This window comes from Mesorhizobium sp. B3-1-7, assembly GCF_006439385.1.
In the GTDB taxonomy this organism is placed as follows: Bacteria; Pseudomonadota; Alphaproteobacteria; order Rhizobiales; family Rhizobiaceae; genus Mesorhizobium.
In genome coordinates, this window is record NZ_VFTL01000023.1 from 91,882 (window position 1) to 108,703 (window position 16,822).

The following is a 16,822-nucleotide window of genomic DNA, read 5'->3' on the forward strand; positions in this document are numbered from 1 at the left end:
CATCCGGCCTGATAGCGGCAGGAGATGGATGAATGGCGGAGCAGCGTCAAACGATTGTCACCCACGTTCCGTCTCTAACCAGAGCATCAGGCGCGCAGGATGCATCTGCCGAGCCCGCCTGGCTTGGCCCGAGCAGCTTTGCCCGCGCCGTCATGGCGGCAGTTGGCCAAGCTGCCGGCGCCGGGCTCTGTTCGGGGCTTCGCGCCGCCTGGACGCGCGCCCAATCTACGTTCGCCGGCTTTTTTGCTCTCCATGTCGTTCAGCATCGAACGCCTCCTTTCCTTTCGCGCCCCACGTGTCTCGCACATGGTCGCCTTCTTGGCTCTGCAGCTTCGCGGCGACCCAAACAAGCGCGCCATAGATGATGGCGCGATCGTCATTGGTGAGCTCGACAATGCCTGCCTTGATGACGAGGCCGCCGAGTTCGATCAGATGTCGGGTGCGCTGGCGGCGCTCGACCTGCCACGTGCGCATGTCACTGCGAGCTAGTGCCACTTGCCGGCGATTGTGCGCTGCCTTGTTGCGCTGGAGTGCTGCGAGGATTGCCCTGAGATGCCGGAGCAGTTCGCCGGGACCGGCTCTCGAAAAACATAACTCCACGCTTAGCCCATGCCTCACGCTTTCCGGTGTCTTTCGTCTCAGTGATTGCGACCAACGCGCCAGCCAGTTCTTCGGTGCTGAGCTGATCGGCGCCGGTGGCGATCACCAGTTCGCCAAGCTGCTGCACCTTTCGGATTTTTAGTTCCTTGGCTTTGTCCTCCAGCGCTTTCAGTTCCGTGTCGTAGTCGCGTGGTTTGCGCATAGCTGTCTCCGTTGATTGTCGATGTGGCAATGATAGGGGAGCGCCTGCCGTAAGGCTTCAGGGTTGCCGAGACAGCCCGGGACGGGCTGGTCCATCCCGAGAATTTTTCGAGGGAGGGCGCGCTTATACGTCGTGCCGACGTACGCTTTGACGTGCAAATGATCTGATCGCGATGGCGATCTATCATCTTCACGTCAAGGTCATTGGCCGCAAGGCCGGCTCAAGCGCTGTGGCATCCGCCGCGTACCGCTCGGCCTCTCGGCTGCGCGACGAGCGGATCGAACGCAGCCATGACTTCTCGGCCAAGCGCGGCGTGGTGCATTCCAACTTGATGCTGCCGGAGAATGCACCGCAAGCGTGGAGCGATCGCGAACGGCTGTGGAACGATGTCGAAGCCTTCGAGGTGAGGAAGGATGCGCAGCTTGCCCGAGAGGTGGAGTTCGCCCTTCCGCGAGAACTGAGCCAGGCGCAAGGCATCGAGCTAGCGCAGGACTTCGTGCAAGCTGAGTTTGTCAGCCGAGGCATGATCGCCGATCTCAATGTGCATTGGGATGTCGCTGAGGACGGCAGCATCAAACCGCACGCCCATGTCATGCTCACCATGCGATGGGTCGACGAGAACGGTTTTGGCGCAAAGGTGCGCGACTGGAACCGCACCGATTTGGTTGAGCGCTGGCGCGAGCGATGGGCGGAGCTTGCCAATGAGCGCCTTGCCGAACTTGATATCGACGCCCGCATCGATCATCGCAGTCTGGAATCGCAGGGCATTGCCCTGGAGCCGCAATCGCAGATCGGTGCACCGGCGCAGCGCATTGAGGGCAGCGGCCTCGACGACGCCGGCACTGAGGCAGATCGCGCCGAACTGCATCGCGAGATCGCCCGCAACAATGGCGAGCGGATTATCGCGGATCCATCGGTGGCGCTGGTGGCAATCACGCATCAGCAATCGACCTTTACCCGAAAGGACATTGCGAAGTTCTCGCACCGGCACAGCGACGGGATCGATCAATTCAACGAGGTCATGGCAGCCATCAGCGGAGCGCCCGGCCTAGTCGGACTGGGCAGGGACGGACGCGGCGAAGATCGCTTCACCACCCGGCAGATGATCGAGACTGAACAGCGCCTGCATCGCGCGGCAGAAGGCATGGCCGCCGATAGGCAGCATGCGGTGATCGACACACATCGCGAGCGGGCTCTGGCACAGTCAGCGCAACGCGGGCTTGTCCTGTCAGGCGAGCAGGCTGATGCACTCGATCACATTACGGATGGCCGGGGTCTTGCTGTCGTTGTCGGCTATGCCGGTACTGGCAAAAGCGCCATGCTGGGTGTCGCGCGGCAGGCTTGGGCAGCGGCAGGTTACGAGGTTCGAGGCGCGGCACTCTCCGGCATCGCGGCCGAGAATCTCGAAAGCGGTTCGGGCATCTCGTCTCGCACCATCGCCAGCATCGAACACAACTGGGGACAGGGCCGCGATCTTCTCACCGCGAGCGATGTGCTGGTGATCGACGAAGCCGGCATGGTCGGCACGCGCCAGTTGGAGCGCGTGCTCTCCCATGCGGCGGGCGTCGGCGCAAAGGTTGTGCTGGTCGGCGATCCGCAGCAGTTGCAGGCGATCGAGGCCGGCGCCGCATTCCGCTCCATCCACGAGCGTCAAGGCGGCGTCGAGATCGGTCAGGTGCGCCGGCAGCGCGAGGACTGGCAGCGTGACGCCACGCGCGATCTTGCAACCGGCAGAATCGGCGCTGCGATCAGCGCTTATGACGCACAAGGCATGGTACGCCAGGCCGCCTCACGCGAGGAGGCGCGCGGCGATCTGGTCGAGCGCTGGGATCGCGACAGGCAGGCTGAGCCTGAGGCGAGCCGGATCATTCTCAGTCACACGAATTACGAGGTGCGTGCGCTCAACCAGGCAGCGCGCGAGCACATGCGCGCTGCTGGACATATCGGCGACGATGTTCACGTGGATGTCGAGGTCGGCGCAAGGACCTTCGCACGGGGCGACCGGGTCATGTTCCTGCGCAACGAGCGGTCGCTCGGCGTCAAGAACGGCACGCTCGGTGTGATCGAAGAGGTCAGCGTCAAGAGCATGACGGTTCAAACCGACAACGGCAGGTCTGTGCGGTTCGATCTGAAAGACTATGCCCACATCGATCACGGCTATGCCGCGACCATCCACAAGGCCCAGGGCATGACGGTCGACCGCACCCATGTGCTCGCTACACCGGGCATGGATGCGCACGGCAGCTACGTTGCCCTGTCTCGGCATCGAGACAGGATGGACCTGCATTACGGCAGCGACGACTTCGCGACGCGCGACCGGCTCGTCCGGACGCTATCACGCGATCGAGCCAAGGACATGGCGTCGGACTACGACCGGATCGATCCCGCGCAACACTATGCCGAGCGGCGTGGCATCACTTTCCGACAGCGTGTGGTCGAGATCGTGCGCCGCGTCGTTCCTGAGAAGCTGCGCGACAGGATAGGCGCGCTGCTGGACGGGGTCCGCTCGCCCGCAGACGCCGTGCCCGGCCACGATCGTGGACGTTGGCCGGGAAGGGGAGACGACGGAGCGCCGCACGGCGATGCCGGCGCCGCGCCTGGAAGAGAAGCTTCCGACAAGGGCGCGAAGCGCGAGGCGGATGCTCCGGTGGATGCGGAGGCAGCGTTGCGCAGCGCTCGCACGAAGGCGCTTGTGCGCCACGCGCGCGCTCTCGACGCGGTTATCCGCACCGGAAATGCGGACGGGCAGGGGACGCCTGAGCAGATGCGCGAATTGAGTGATGCGCGCGACGCCTTCGAGAAGGTTCGGCGGCATGGCTGGCGCGATGCCGAGGCGGCCTATGTCAAGAACCCCGAGCTGGTTCGTGAAGCGGGGGCAGGCCGAGTCAACCGCATCGTGCTGGCTCTCCAGCTTGAAACTGAGATCCGCACCGGACTGGAAGCCGATCCGAGCCGCCGCGCTGACCGTTTCGTGGAACGCTGGCAGAAGCTCCACCGTATAAGCCAGGAGCGGTACCAGGCCGGGGACATGTCGGGCTACAAGTCAACGCGCTCGGCCATGTCCGACATGGCCAAGAGCCTCGAGCGCGATCCGCAGCTCGAATCCCTGCTTGCCAATCACAAGAAGGCGCTTGGGATCCAGGTTGAAGCCGGCCGGCGCCTGGGCGTGGAACTCGCATTCAATCACGGCATTGGCAGCGGGCGTGGGCTAGGACTCTAAACCCTCCGATTGGCCGCCGTTTCCACGCCCCAGCTCGATGAGTTGACAAACTGGTTGCGCGCGAGGATTGGTTTTGTCCTGTCTGGTTCCAGCAAGCGTCACTTGCTGTCAACGAAGGGCAGGGCAGCCTATGCCGGAACCGGACCGAATCATTCGCCTCAGGACCGTCCTCGCGCGGACCGGCTTGTCCCGCTCAACGATGTACCGTAAAATTGCCGAAGGCACGTTTCCGGCTCAGATCAAGATCAGCGTAAACGGTGCAGGGTGGAGGGAATCCGATATCAATCGGTGGGTCGCTGACCCTGTCCTCTGGCACACCAGGGAGGGACGAAAAAACAGCGACTGATGGCGGTCATATGGCGGGTTGCTACCGATGAGCACTCCCGATTTGTTTGAGGTTTGCGTCAACAAGATCCGCGCCCCCAAGCTCGGCAATGAGCAACTAAAGGAACAGCGCGGCACAAGCGTCAAGAACCCTCCGACGCGTAGCTATTTCGCCTTACGTCTGTCGGCCCGCGTTACCTCGATTGTTACGGGTCGGATTGAGCGGTTTCCCTTGGCCTTCCCTTTGTCTTCGGCCCTTGGTTTCCCTTCGATAGGGAAAAGCATCTCCGTCTGACCTTCTATACGCTTTCGCCCACGCTTGCCCGGCCCTGTCGCCGGCGTTGAGATAGCCTCTGGCGGGTCAAGCATACCGGGAAGGTCGACCGGAACCGGCCGGAAGAGTTGTTCGACAGTGACAATTTGAATCTTCGGCACGCGCTTGGTCGGCGGCCCAAATTCGCCCTCTGAAGCGGCTTCGCGAAGCATAGGGCCAGTTGGCGGGTTGACGCAAACAAGGATGCCGATTTCTGCCTCTTCCCGCTTCACTACCGATTTGAGTTTGTGGATTGTATCGACGCCGACATTCAATCCCCCCTTGACCGAGACTATAGCGCGACTGGCCCTCTCCATACCTATCCGATGATAGCGGATAACGCCGTCAATGCCGCCATCCGCGCCCGGCCGGTCTTTGGGCAACCCGCCTAGTGTAAACACCGCCCACTTCTGGAATTCGAGCCAGTCGCGCGCGGCCAGCGCCTTCGCGTCTTCAGCGTCTTCGGGGCGGCCATACAGCGTATAGGCGTCCTTGATTTTAGGCCCGAAGGTCTTTTGAAGCCGTTCCTCGATGACGTGAATAGCGAGGTAGGTGATGTCGATACCCATCCATTTGCGGCCAAGCTTTTCTGACGCTTCGATAGCTGTCCCGCACCCACAGAAAGGGTCAAGCACTATGTCACCGGGATTGGATGAAGCCGCTATTATCCTCTCAAGGAGCGTGAGCGGCTTCTGCGTGGGGTAGCCTAGGCGTTCCTTTGCGACATTGTTAAGCGGCGCGATATCCGTGATTACATCCAAAGCTGGTATGCCGGGGCTTTCATCAAGATACCGCTTGAACATCGGCATTCCGTTGGCTTTCTTTGGCCAATAAAGGCGACCTTGCTGATCCAATATTTCAAGCGCCTCTTGCGCAGGGATGGCGGCTAAGCCGACATACCCTGGAATCGCCCAATGTCGGCCTTTGGAAGTTGGCTCTATTCCCCGCCATGGCAAGCCCGAAGACCCATTTCTCTGGCCAGCGGCGGTAAGGTCTGCGCGGTTGAATCGCCTTCCCGTCCCGGGTTCAATATTGTTATACCATGCGTCAATAGTTTCCTGAGGGATGGGCTGGAACGCTGGATTCCACGTAAATTTCTCGGATCTTGAGTAGAAAAGAATCGTATCGTGCACAGGCGAATATCGCTTGGACGAACTGTGAGCGCTCGAACGTTTCCAAATTACTTCACTCCTGAAGTTACTAGCGCCGAATATGGCATCAAGAAATATCTTCAGATAATGACTGGCAGTTGGGTCACAATGCAGATAGAGCGCTCCAGTTGACTTCAAAATGCGCTGCATCTCGATTAATCGTACTGCCATCATAGACAAGTAAGCCATCATGGTGCTGCCGGCGAATACCTTCTGGAACGCGTCGAGCAGCGCACCAGCTTCGAGATGGCGTTCGGCCGTCTCGTTCAAAGCGCGCTGCGCATCTAGTCCCCAGGTCCAAGTATCCTCAAAAGCGTGAGATTGAGCTTTGGACGCGCCACCGCCCTTCGTGCCATACAGCACGTTATAATTGGCGTTCGAATTGAACGGAGGATCGAGGTAGATTAGGTCAACAGATTGCGAAGGCATCGCCCGCAGTACGTCAAGGTTATCGCCAAAATGAAGTTCATTCATAGCCTGACTCCCCGGCAACAGAGTTGCAGGCCGTGGTTAAATATTCGTGGAGGTGGGGTTTATTAACGGAATCTTAATTTCGGAAGGCATTGGGCCACACCGAAGGCGTTACAGATAATGTAGCGTGATTCACGCTTCGAACGGAGCCTGACATAAGGTCATGGATCGACCGCTTTCTGCTGTTCTTGCGAAGCACCAAACCCTTCTTCGGCGCTCATGCGCCGCACCTTTCATGGGGGTTACCTGTGAATGGACGATCTTATTGGCATCTCCAAATACCCGCTGTAGTATTGGCGTGGGGGAAACGCGACTATTGGGCCGCCATAACGCGGCTCCGCCCTCAAATTTATCACTGAGGGCGTAAAATGGACGACAAGAAGAACCGACGCGGCTCGATCTGGCATCGATGGGACCCCCATATCCACGCGCCAGGCACCATTCTCGCCGACAATTTCGGCCACAATGCTTGGGAGCCATATCTGCAAGCGATCGAACAGTCAGCGCCGCCCATTCGTGCCCTCGGCATCACGGATTACTACAGCTTCACGCTTTACGAGCAGGTGGTCGTTCACAAGAAGGCTGGGCGTCTGCAAGGTGTTGAGCTGATTTTCCCCAATGTCGAGATGCGCTTCGAGATGGGCACATCCTCTGACGGCGTCATCAACTTTCATCTCTTGGTTTGCCCAGACGAACCCGACCATCTAGAGAAACTGCAGAGCTTTATGCGGAAGCTGACCTTCGAGGCGCACGGCGAAACCTACGCATGCGACCGCGATGAACTAATCCGATTGGGCCGCGCCCATAAGCGAGATCCAAACCTAGCCCGGGAAGCCGCGCTGAGGGAGGGCGCTAATCAGTTCAAAGTCAGCCGTTCGAAACTCCGGGATGCGTTCGATAAGTCGGAGTGGGCTCAACGCAACATCTTGGTCGCGGTGGCGGCTGGCGAAGGCGACGGGACTGCTGGGTTGCAGGGCGACGCGTCGCTGGTGACGATGCGGAAGGAGATCGAGAAAGCGGCGCACTTCATTTTCGGTTCATCCCAGAAACTACGCGACTTCTGGCTCGGGCTTGGTGCGGCGACCCTTGAGCAGCTCATTCTGGGCTGGGGCGGTCGCAAACCGTGCCTGCACGGGAGCGATGCTCACGAGCTGGGCAAGGTGGGTAAGCCGGATCGCGACCTCTACACCTGGATCAAGGGAGATGTGACCTTTGAGAGCCTCCGGCAGGTCGTCCTCGAGCCTAACGCGCGCGTCTTTGTCGGTCCGACGCATCCCATCGGGGCGCTATCGTCCGAAGTGATCGAGCGCGTCACCGTGACTAATGCCTCATGGTTTTCGAATGGGGCGATAGATCTCAACGCCGGGTTGGTTGCGATCATCGGCGCACGCGGATCGGGTAAGACCGCGCTCGCTGAGATCATAGCCGCGGGAGCCTATGCGGCCCGCCAATCCAAGGATGACGAGGCAAAGAAGTCATTCCTATACCGAGCCGCCAAACTCCTCGGATCCGAACGCGCCACGCTGAAATGGGCCCTTGGCGACGAGACCTACAACGACCTTCGGGCCGTTGAGATGGAGGACGTTCTCGACGATTCCCGAGTACGCTATCTCTCCCAGCAATTCGTGGACCGGCTTTGCTCCGCTGAGGGGGTCACCGACGAACTGCTTACCGAGATCGAACGGGTCATCTTCCATGCTCATCCCGAGGAAGACCGTATGGAGGCAGCCAATTTTGGCGAACTGCTTTCGCTACGCGCCGAACGCTGGCGCGCCGAACGTCAACGCCAAGAACTAGCGATTGTCCAGACTTCCAACGAGATGAACGTTGAGCGTCAGCGCAAAGACGCGCTCGAAGGCTTGAAGAAGCAGCGCGACACCGTCCAGGCAACGTTGGAGAAGGACAGGAAGGACCGCCAAGCACTTGTAAGCAGTGGGAATGCGAGTGCTAAGGCCGCATCCGAAACCCTCGCCAGGGTTGATGAGGCGGCGGTCGCCCGCAGGAATTTGATTCAAGCACAGCAGCGTCGCCGCCAAACCTTGCTCGCGCTGCTTGATGCCATCCGTTCCTGGAAGGAAAGCATCCTCCCCAGCATGTTACGCGACCTCAGGGATGCCCACATTGAAGCTGGCTTGCCGGAAGCGGATTGGAAAACCTTCGAAGTCGACTTCAAGGGCGATCCCGCTGGTACGGTCAACGCAGCAATTAAGAAGCTCGAGACGAGCACGGCTGGACTTCGCGGTCAGGCTCTTCCGCCGCTCAACCCCGGTGCTGATCTGACGGTCTCCAGGCTGGCCGAGGATGTTGCCCTTGACCAGCAAACGCTCGGCCACCTCGACGCAGAGTTGCCCGCCTGACGCAAGTCGTTGGTATCGCGACGGAGAACGCCCGAACCTACAGTAGGCTTACGGAGAAGATCACCCAGGGCGAAGCAAATCTCAACAAGCTCCGGCGTTCGATAGAACTGGCCGAAGCGGCCGATGACAGGATCAAGACGCTCGCGACGCAACGCACGGAAAACTACAAGAAGGCCGTTGCCGCGATCATTGGCGAGGCCAACGAACTCGCAAGCCTATACGAACCGCTTGGTCAGCAGATCGCTGGCCAGCCCGGCGCGCTTGGCAAGCTGACCTTCAATGTTCGCCGTACCGTAGACGTAGAGGGGTGGGCGGCGCGCGGCGAAGAGCTGCTCGACGCCCGCAAGACCGGGCCCTTCCAAGGCAAGGGTTCCCTGCTAAAGGCGGTCAAGACGAAGTTGCTGGCGATTTGGGAATCTGGCACCGCCGACGACATCGCATCGGCGCTGGCAAAGTTCAGAACGGACCATGACCGTGATTTCGTCGCCGAAGCTTTGGAGGATCGCTCCAATCTGGAGCGATACCGCGCATGGGCGGCAGAGCTCTCCGCTTGGCTCTACAATCTCGACCACATCCGCATTCGCTACAGCGTTCAATACGACGGCGTGGAGATCGAACAGCTTTCACCTGGTACTCGCGGCATTGTCCTGCTTCTGCTGTATCTGTCCATCGATCGCAACGATGACCGACCGCTCGTGATCGATCAGCCGGAGGAAAATCTCGATCCAAAGTCGGTGTACGACGAACTGGTCGAGCGCTTCCGTGAAACGAAGCTTCGCCGCCAGATTATAGTGGTGACACACAATGCAAATCTGGTCGTGAACACCGACGCGGATCAGGTGATTGTTGCAAAGGCCGGGTACCACCAGCCGGGCGCTTTACCGGCGATGACCTACATCGCGGGCGGTCTCGAAAACCCTGAAATTCGGAAAGAAGTATGCGAAATCCTCGAGGGTGGAGAACTCGCTTTTCTTGACCGGGCCAAGCGGCTTCGTCTCCGCCTATAGAAGACTTAACTTCGTTTGACCCAAACTTGCGTTCCCTGGCCTCGGAAGCTCGCCTGGAGAGGAACCGAGTACCACGGGGCTGCCTGTCAAGCCCGTTGCTGGAGTCCTCAAAGTGAGCGCTGTCGCGAACGTCAGGTTGTGGCGCAAAGACGGCAGCGTGCTGTACCAGCGGCTCATCTTCGCGCTGGGAACGATGGCAGCAACGCCCGTATGGGGCGCGTTGCCGCCGTCCCTTCGCTCCGGCCGATCATGGCCGTCAGCCAAGGGAATGTTTGCCTGAATGTCCTCGATGAGGCGCATTGCTGACATGGATAACAGATAAGCTAATGGCGCCCGCAGGTGACGATTTCGGCTAAGTGTTCGCGGTACTGCGTGACAAGCGCACGCCAGGGCCACCGCCATTTTCCGGAATGAACTCAATGCCTGCAGCTTCCAACGTCGCCTGTATGGTAGCTATGGTTGAGCCCTTGAGCTGTTCGCCTCTTTCAAAACGCGCGATGGTGTCCGGGGAAACGCCGGCATTCCGAGCCAAGTCTCTTGTGCCCCAGCCAAGCGCCACCCGCGCCATTTTACATTGGATTACGTTCATTTCGTAACATCGATACGATTTCAATTGATCTGCACGAGTAGCTGCGCTATCGTATCCCTGATACGAATTGTGGAGCCCGACTGCTCGGCTGCTGACGGTGTTGAGACCACCTTCAGCAGCCTGACCACGCCCAAGCTTACCGGAGCTCGGATCATGGCTGATTCCGACAATAGCACGACTTTGTCTTCCGTCACGCTCGGGCAAGGCGGGGAGGGGGCTCTAAAGGTATCTGCTCATTCCGACGAAGCAGACCCTGCGCTTGCGCTGCTACGAGACTGGTTGCGGGCGCAGCAGGTCTCGCAGGTTCTCTGCCGGCTTCAACAACGCCTGGAAGCGCGCCTTCTCGCCGCCGCCTGTCCGGCGGCAATGGATGCGAAGGTTGGTTACTCGATCGCCTACCAGGCGGAAGTCGAGGCCGCGACAGCGGCTTTGAAGGTTCAAGATAGGCTTCCGCGTACGCCCGCACGCTCACTTCTCGGCGTTGTCGCCAAGCTCGAAATAGTCGTCGGCGCAGATCGCGACATCGACGACCCGACAGAGTTTCCCTGGCCACATATTGAATCGATCCTGCGTGATCTGAAGGAAATCGCCGGGAGCGTGCCGCTTGAGCGGCCTGAAAGATCCATCATTCAGGCGGATTGTCAGCGATATCAAGCGATCGCCGCCGATCTGATCGGTCTCGGAGAACACGCGGCTGATCTCCCGCTTGGTCAGGAACCGGCCGTTGCCGTCGATACAGAGTAGAAAAGGATACGCAGGCGCACATAACGGCCATTCGGCGCTGAGGCGATTTCAGCCATCCTTGTCCCGACGCAGATATGTTCGGGACAGAAGCGGTGAAGGCGACACGGCGCGCTACAAAACGAGGCGTTAGACGCGCTGCTAAGGCGGATCTGTTTTCGCGCCAGCGCGTCGTCGACGAGGCCTTCCTGGAACGAACGGTTCGCTTGTTTAAGGCTCGTGCGGGACGGTCGCTCTCAACGGAGGATGCGCGGCAAATCGTCGACAATGTCAGCGGCTTCTTCCGCATTCTTGCCGAATGGGAACGGATTGACCGAGGCAAATAGCTGGCGCTTGATGCTTAGTAGCCTTCGGTTGTGCGATCGTGCGATGAACGAGAGGCACCCCAGATGAACCAGCTAATTGTCCGGCTCGCCAAGCCCGCAGGCCTTGTAAAGGCGCTACTTTATGCGCGCGTCTCCTCCAAGGAGCAGGAGAAGGAAGGCTTCTCCATCCCGGCGCAATGCAAGCTGCTGCGCGACTACGCCCTGCAACAGCGGTTCGACATCGTGCAGGAGTTTATCGACGTCGAGACGGCCAAAACCACCGGCCGGACCAATTTCACCGAAATGGTCAAATACCTGCGAAAGCATCCCGGCATTCGGAGCGTCCTGGTCGAGAAGACCGACCGCCTTTATCGCAACCTGAAGGACTGGGTGACGCTCGACGAACTGGATGTAGAAATCCACCTTGCCAAGGAAGGTGTGACGCTGTCGCGGGACTCGCGCTCATCTGAAAAATTCATGCACGGCATCAAGGTCTTGATGGCCAAGAACTACATCGACAATCTGTCTGAAGAAGCCCGCAAGGGGCAGATGGAGAAGGCGGAGCAGGGCATCTGGCCGACGAAGGCTCCGCTCGGCTACGTCAACACCACAGGGAAGGATGGCAGGAAGGTTATCGAGCCGCATCCTGAACTGGCTCCAGTCGTCACGCAGTTGTTCGAACGCTACGCGACCGGCCAGTATTCGCTCAAGGCCTTGGCTAAAGCAGCCCATGGCGATGGCCTGATCTATCCAAAGAGCGGCAATCCGGTTCCGGTCAGCACCGTGCATATGATCCTGCGCAACCGCCTCTACACGGGACTTTTCCAGTGGGACGGCAAATTGCACCAGGGCAAACACGAACCTCTCGTATCGATCGAACTATGGGAGCGGGTCCAAGGCATCCTGACGGGCCGCAATGCCGTGCCGACCCACCCGATAGGAAACGAGTTCGCTTTCACCGGTCTGATGACCTGCACCGAATGCGGCTGCGCCATCGTGGCGGAGATCAAGAAGCGCAAATATGTCTACTATCACTGCACTGGGCACACCAACAAAGGCCGGGGCGGGTACGGTGATTGCCGCCGCAAATATGTGCGCGAGGAAGTGCTCGATCAGGCATTCACAAACCTGCTCGACCGGTTGCATTTCGACGAAGAGATACTGGAATGGGTCAAGGCAGCCCTCGTGGCCAGCCATGCCGACGAGCGCCGCGAGCATGAGCAGGCGATCCATCGATGCCAAGTCGAGTACAAGCGGCTCGAGGACCGGCTGCACGCCATGTACCTCGACAAGCTAGATGGCCGGATTGATAACGCCTTCTACGACCGGATGTCGGCACAGTGGCGAATCGAACAGACGCGGCTGCTTCGCGAGATTGAGCGTCATGGTAGCGCCGAAGAATCATACATGGAGGACGGCATCCGGCTGTTAGAACTGGCACGCAACGCCAGCCAACTGTTTGCGAAACAGCCTGTGCACGAGAAAAAGCGGCTCTTGAATCTCTTGCTATCGAACTGCCAATGGGATCAAGGCGAGGTTCACGCGGTTTTCAGGCAACCGTTTGATCTACTTGCGGAAACCGTCGTTGCCGGCGCAGCAATGGGTGCACAGCAGACAGCTTTATCGACAGGGAGTCCAGTTTGGCTGGGGAACCTGGATTCGAACCAGGACTAACGGAGTCAGAGTCCGTGGGTCTACCGTTAACCTATTCCCCAGCAGGCGCGATTGGTATCGCGCGAAGCGGGCGGCTCATGCGCCGCGAGCGCTGCCTTGTAGCCGCCATCGAAAAATAGTCAAGCCCGCAGCAGAGATCAACCGCAGGCTTTTTGAGCCTTTGTCCGATGCGTGTCGTTCCCCCAAAACCGCCCCGCGCTTTTGGGCGACATGCATTGGCTCCGCCGCCAGGCGCCGAAGGCTTCAGTTCTCCTCGCGGCTATATTGCGAATGCTCGAAATAGAGCACCACGCCAAGGCCGATCAGCAGCGGAATGATGAGATAGAACAGGCGGAACACCAGAAGGGCGGCGAGCACGCCGACTGGGTCCATGTCCGAAAGGCCGGTGAGGAAGACGAACTCGAACACGCCGAGCGCGCCCGGCGCGTGCGACAACAGCCCGATCGAGAACGACACCATGAACACGCCGAGCACGACGAAATAGCCGGGATTGCCAACCTCGGGCAGGGCAAAATAGATGATCGCGGCGGTCCCAAGCAGTTCGACCGGCCCGATCAGCAATTGCCGCGCCACGATCGGCAGCGCCGGATAGTGCAGCTGGAAGCTGCCTATCTTCAGCGGTCTGAGCCGCAACCAGCTGCCGAAGGCATAGGCGCCGACAAGGATGAGCATGGCGAACCCCGCGGCGAGGGCCGCGCCGTGATGCGGCGCGCCCGTGAAACGATCGATGATCTGGGGTTCGAGCAACAGCACGAGGCCGCCGAGGAAGATGCTGGACAGGATGAAGGTGAACCAGCAGATCGCCACCAGCACGCCGACCTCTTGGCCGGTCAGCCCTCTTGTGGCGTAGGCGCGGTAGCGGATCACCGCGCCGGAAAACACCGAGCCGCCGATATTGTGCGACACCGCGTAGGTGGTGAAAGAGCACAGCGTGACGAACAGCCACGATACCTTCTTGCCGATATGCAGCAGCGCGATGTGGTCGTAGCCGGCGAGCGCGGCGTAGGCGACGATCGAGCTCAGCGCCGCGAGCAGCCAGCCGCGCGGCGGGATGGCGGAGATGCCGATCCAGACATCGTTGAGCGAAATGCCGCGCAGTTCGTGAATGAGCAGCCACAGCGAGAATGCGACGGCCGCGATGCCTATGACCGGCCAGAAATAGCGCCTCCAGTTCATGGCGTCGTCATCATGCGTTGCAGCTCATTGATAGATGTGCCCAAAACCCTTTCGAACCCTCATTTGAGACATGCCCGATTGAAGCCGGCTATTCAACCGGCAAGACATTGCCCCAACGTGACGCTGGCAAAATGCGACGTTAGCGAAATTCGGCCATGCGCTCTTGGTGATTGCGAACGGCGCTGCTACTCTGCCCTCAACTTGAAACAAATCGAGGTGCCTGCTGCGTCCGTTCCCGGTTCGCGCGGCGCCGGAAGGAACTGAAGTGGAAGACCACGATACCGGCGCGGGCGCGTCGGCAGTGGGCATGTCCGGGGCATCGCCGACGCAGTCGGCGGGCCCGCACACGGCGCGATTCAGCCGCCACGCGGGTGCGCACCAAAGACACGCCGACCCCAGACATGCCAACCAGAGGCAGACTGGCGCAAGTCAGGCCGACCAGCAGGGCGATCAGCCGAAAGGCAAGACGCGCAAGCGCCGCAAGCGCAGGCGTGGCCGCAAGGTGTTCGCGCGCGACGACAGCGGCGCCCTGCCGCATGCCGCGCCTGCCAGCCCGGCGGCAAACCAACCTCGGACCGCGCCGCCACAGGTTGAGCCAAGGCTGTCGGTCCCGCCACGTCCGCCGCAGCAGGAATTGCCGGTTTTCGCCGCGCTCGACCTCGGCACCAACAATTGCCGGCTGCTGGTCGCGGTGCCCGGCCGTCACGGCCAATTCCGCGTCATCGACGCTTTCTCGCGCATCGTCAGACTGGGCGAGGGGCTCACCGCCAGCGGCCGGCTAAGCCAGGCCGCGATGGACCGCGCCGTCGAGGCGCTGAAGATCTGCGGCGAGAAACTGCGCAACCGCAAGATCAGGAAAGCCAGGCTGATCGCCACCGAAGCCTGCCGTTCGGCCGCCAACGGCGTCGAATTCCTGGACCGCGTCGAGCGCGAGGCCGGGCTGAAGCTCGAAATCATCGACCGCCAGACCGAGGCCCGCCTTGCCGTCTCCGGTTGCGGCTCGCTGGTCGAGCGCGACACGCAGGGCGTGGTGCTGTTCGATATTGGCGGCGGCTCGTCCGAAATCGCCCTGATCGACCTGACCGGGCGGCGCTCTCCGCGGCTCGCCAATCACATCGTGTCGTGGACCTCGCTGCCTGTCGGCGTGGTGTCGCTCGCCGAGCGCTTCGGCGGACGCACGGTGACGCGCGAGACCTTTGCCGCCATGGTCGACGACGTGGCTACGCGGCTGAAGGTCTTCGACGGCCGCGACCGGCTCGCGCATGTGCTGGCCAGCCCGAACTTCCATCTGCTCGGCACCTCCGGCACGGTGACGACGCTGGCCGGCGTGCATCTCGATCTCGAGCGCTACGACCGCCGCCGTGTCGATGGCCTCTGGATGGATCGCGACAGCGTCGATCGTATGATCGAGCGGCTGATCGGCTGGGATTTCCAGCAGCGCTGCGCCAATCCCTGCATCGGCGCCGACCGCGCCGACCTGGTGCTCGCCGGCTGCGCCATACTGGAAGCAATCCGCGGCGTTTGGCCGTCCGAGCGGCTGCGCGTCGCCGACCGCGGCCTGCGCGAGGGAATCCTGAGCGAACTGATGGCCGATGACGGCGTCTGGCGTGGCGATGGTGGGCGCCGCGCATGATCCCAAAAGGTGGATGCGTTGTTTTGATCAGCAGTCGACCCTCACTCCGTCGAGCTTCGCTCGACACCTCTCCCCCGGTCGACGGGGGAGAGGAAAGGCGCGAGGTCGCCAGCCTTGGCTCCCTTCCTCTCGCTCCGGAGGGGGGAGAGGTGGCGCCGCGAAGCGGCGACGGAGTGGGGGAAGCCCTCCGTGAAACGCGAAGCCGTCGCAAAACCGGCACGATGAAGCGAGCGAGAAAAAGCGGACCAGAAATCCTGATGCCGAATCTCAGGACCGGGCCAGCGAAAAGTGGCGATCGGTTTTCTCACAGGATCATGCTCGGGCAAGAAATCAGGCAATGACCAAGAAACCCGAAAAGCCAGGATCTGCCGGCATTCGCGTCCTCAAGACCAGGATCAAGAAGAAGAGCGGCTTGAAGGAATCTTCGCGCCGCTGGCTCGAGCGCCACATGAACGATCCTTATGTGCAGCGCTCCAAGGCCGATGGCTACCGCTCCCGCGCCGCCTACAAGCTGATCGAGATCGACGACAAGCATCGTCTGCTGAAGCCCGGCATGAAAGTGATCGACCTGGGCGCCGCGCCCGGCGGCTGGTGCCAGGTGGCGGCGGCGCGGACGAAGTCCACGGCGGAAAATCCGCATGTCGTCGGCATCGACTATCTCGAAATGGACGCGGTCCCGGGCGCCGTCATCTTGCGGATGGATTTCCTCGATCCCGACGCGCCGCAAAAACTTGCCGAGGCGCTGGGCGGCCAGCCGGATGTGGTGCTGTCCGATATGGCGGCGCCCACGACCGGGCACCGCCGCACCGATCATCTGCGAACCATGCATCTGTGCGAAGTCGCGGCCGATTTCGCCCTGCACGTGCTCAAGCCCGGCGGGCATTTCCTCGCCAAGACATTTCAAGGCGGCGCCGAGAACGAGCTTTTGTCACTGCTGAAGCAAAATTTCCGCTCGGTCCATCACGTCAAGCCACCGGCCTCGCGGGAGGAGTCGGTGGAGCTTTATCTGCTGGCGAAGGAGTTCAAAGGTCCTGGAACTTCGTCATTCTAGGGCGGAGC

Annotated in this window: 14 protein-coding genes and 1 tRNA gene; 8 read left to right on the forward strand and 7 right to left on the reverse strand. The window is 60.7% G+C overall.

Features of this window, described 5'->3' with window-relative positions:
* Positions 1-225: 225 nt before the first annotated feature.
* Positions 226-474: a conjugal transfer protein TraD gene (locus FJ417_RS19755; RefSeq protein ID WP_140784652.1), complete on the reverse strand. Its 249-nt coding sequence runs from the start codon at positions 472-474 to the stop codon at positions 226-228.
* A gap of 1 nt (position 475) precedes the next feature.
* A complete protein-coding gene (locus FJ417_RS19760) occupies positions 476-802 on the reverse strand; it encodes a conjugal transfer protein TraD (protein WP_140784653.1) in 327 nt (108 codons plus the stop codon).
* 172 nt (positions 803-974) lie between these two features.
* On the opposite strand from FJ417_RS19760, the gene traA reads away from it, so the two are divergent.
* Both traA and FJ417_RS19770 read left to right on the forward strand, forming a co-directional pair.
* On the forward strand, positions 975-4,022 hold the full coding sequence (traA, locus tag FJ417_RS19765) for a Ti-type conjugative transfer relaxase TraA (RefSeq protein ID WP_140784654.1): 3,048 nt from the start codon (positions 975-977) through the stop codon (positions 4,020-4,022).
* Positions 4,023-4,152: 130 nt separating this feature from the next.
* Positions 4,153-4,368, forward strand: coding sequence for an AlpA family phage regulatory protein (locus tag FJ417_RS19770; RefSeq protein WP_140784655.1), 216 nt, complete (start codon positions 4,153-4,155; stop codon positions 4,366-4,368).
* Between the two features lie 143 nt (positions 4,369-4,511).
* Here the strand turns inward: FJ417_RS19770 and FJ417_RS19775 are convergent, their stop codons facing one another.
* The gene (locus FJ417_RS19775) at positions 4,512-6,284 is read right to left on the reverse strand and encodes a DNA methyltransferase (RefSeq protein WP_140784656.1); all 1,773 of its coding nucleotides are present in this window, start codon (positions 6,282-6,284) and stop codon (positions 4,512-4,514) included.
* A 365-nt stretch (positions 6,285-6,649) separates the two neighbouring features.
* Here FJ417_RS19775 and FJ417_RS19780 point away from each other — a divergent pair, with 365 nt between their 5' ends.
* Positions 6,650-8,638 (forward strand): ATP-binding protein, encoded by a 1,989-nt coding sequence (locus tag FJ417_RS19780; protein ID WP_210240658.1) that lies wholly within the window; start codon positions 6,650-6,652, stop codon positions 8,636-8,638.
* A gap of 215 nt (positions 8,639-8,853) precedes the next feature.
* On the opposite strand, the gene FJ417_RS33365 is transcribed toward FJ417_RS19780, so the two are convergent.
* On the reverse strand, positions 8,854-9,000 hold the full coding sequence (locus FJ417_RS33365; protein WP_210240659.1) for a hypothetical protein: 147 nt from the start codon (positions 8,998-9,000) through the stop codon (positions 8,854-8,856).
* A 36-nt stretch (positions 9,001-9,036) separates the two neighbouring features.
* On the opposite strand from FJ417_RS33365, the gene FJ417_RS33370 reads away from it, so the two are divergent.
* Positions 9,037-9,645, forward strand: coding sequence for an AAA family ATPase (locus FJ417_RS33370; RefSeq protein WP_246687497.1), 609 nt, complete (start codon positions 9,037-9,039; stop codon positions 9,643-9,645).
* Between the two features lie 352 nt (positions 9,646-9,997).
* On the opposite strand, the gene FJ417_RS33570 is transcribed toward FJ417_RS33370, so the two are convergent.
* Positions 9,998-10,234 (reverse strand): helix-turn-helix domain-containing protein, encoded by a 237-nt coding sequence (locus tag FJ417_RS33570; RefSeq protein ID WP_246687498.1) that lies wholly within the window; start codon positions 10,232-10,234, stop codon positions 9,998-10,000.
* A gap of 153 nt (positions 10,235-10,387) precedes the next feature.
* Here FJ417_RS33570 and FJ417_RS19790 point away from each other — a divergent pair, with 153 nt between their 5' ends.
* Positions 10,388-10,978 (forward strand): hypothetical protein, encoded by a 591-nt coding sequence (locus tag FJ417_RS19790; RefSeq protein WP_140784657.1) that lies wholly within the window; start codon positions 10,388-10,390, stop codon positions 10,976-10,978.
* A gap of 386 nt (positions 10,979-11,364) precedes the next feature.
* The gene (locus tag FJ417_RS19795) at positions 11,365-12,954 is read left to right on the forward strand and encodes a recombinase family protein (protein ID WP_140784658.1); all 1,590 of its coding nucleotides are present in this window, start codon (positions 11,365-11,367) and stop codon (positions 12,952-12,954) included.
* On the opposite strand, the gene FJ417_RS19800 is transcribed toward FJ417_RS19795, so the two are convergent.
* Positions 12,922-12,995 (reverse strand) — tRNA-Gln (locus tag FJ417_RS19800). The two genes, FJ417_RS19795 and FJ417_RS19800, sit on opposite strands and share 33 nt — an antisense overlap.
* 202 nt (positions 12,996-13,197) lie before the next feature.
* Positions 13,198-14,130: a YbhN family protein gene (locus tag FJ417_RS19805; protein WP_140784659.1), complete on the reverse strand. Its 933-nt coding sequence runs from the start codon at positions 14,128-14,130 to the stop codon at positions 13,198-13,200.
* Between the two features lie 265 nt (positions 14,131-14,395).
* Here FJ417_RS19805 and FJ417_RS19810 point away from each other — a divergent pair, with 265 nt between their 5' ends.
* A complete protein-coding gene (locus FJ417_RS19810; RefSeq protein WP_140784660.1) occupies positions 14,396-15,763 on the forward strand; it encodes a Ppx/GppA phosphatase family protein in 1,368 nt (455 codons plus the stop codon).
* Between the two features lie 337 nt (positions 15,764-16,100).
* The gene (locus FJ417_RS19820; RefSeq protein WP_140784661.1) at positions 16,101-16,814 is read left to right on the forward strand and encodes an RlmE family RNA methyltransferase; all 714 of its coding nucleotides are present in this window, start codon (positions 16,101-16,103) and stop codon (positions 16,812-16,814) included.
* Positions 16,815-16,822: the final 8 nt, after the last annotated feature.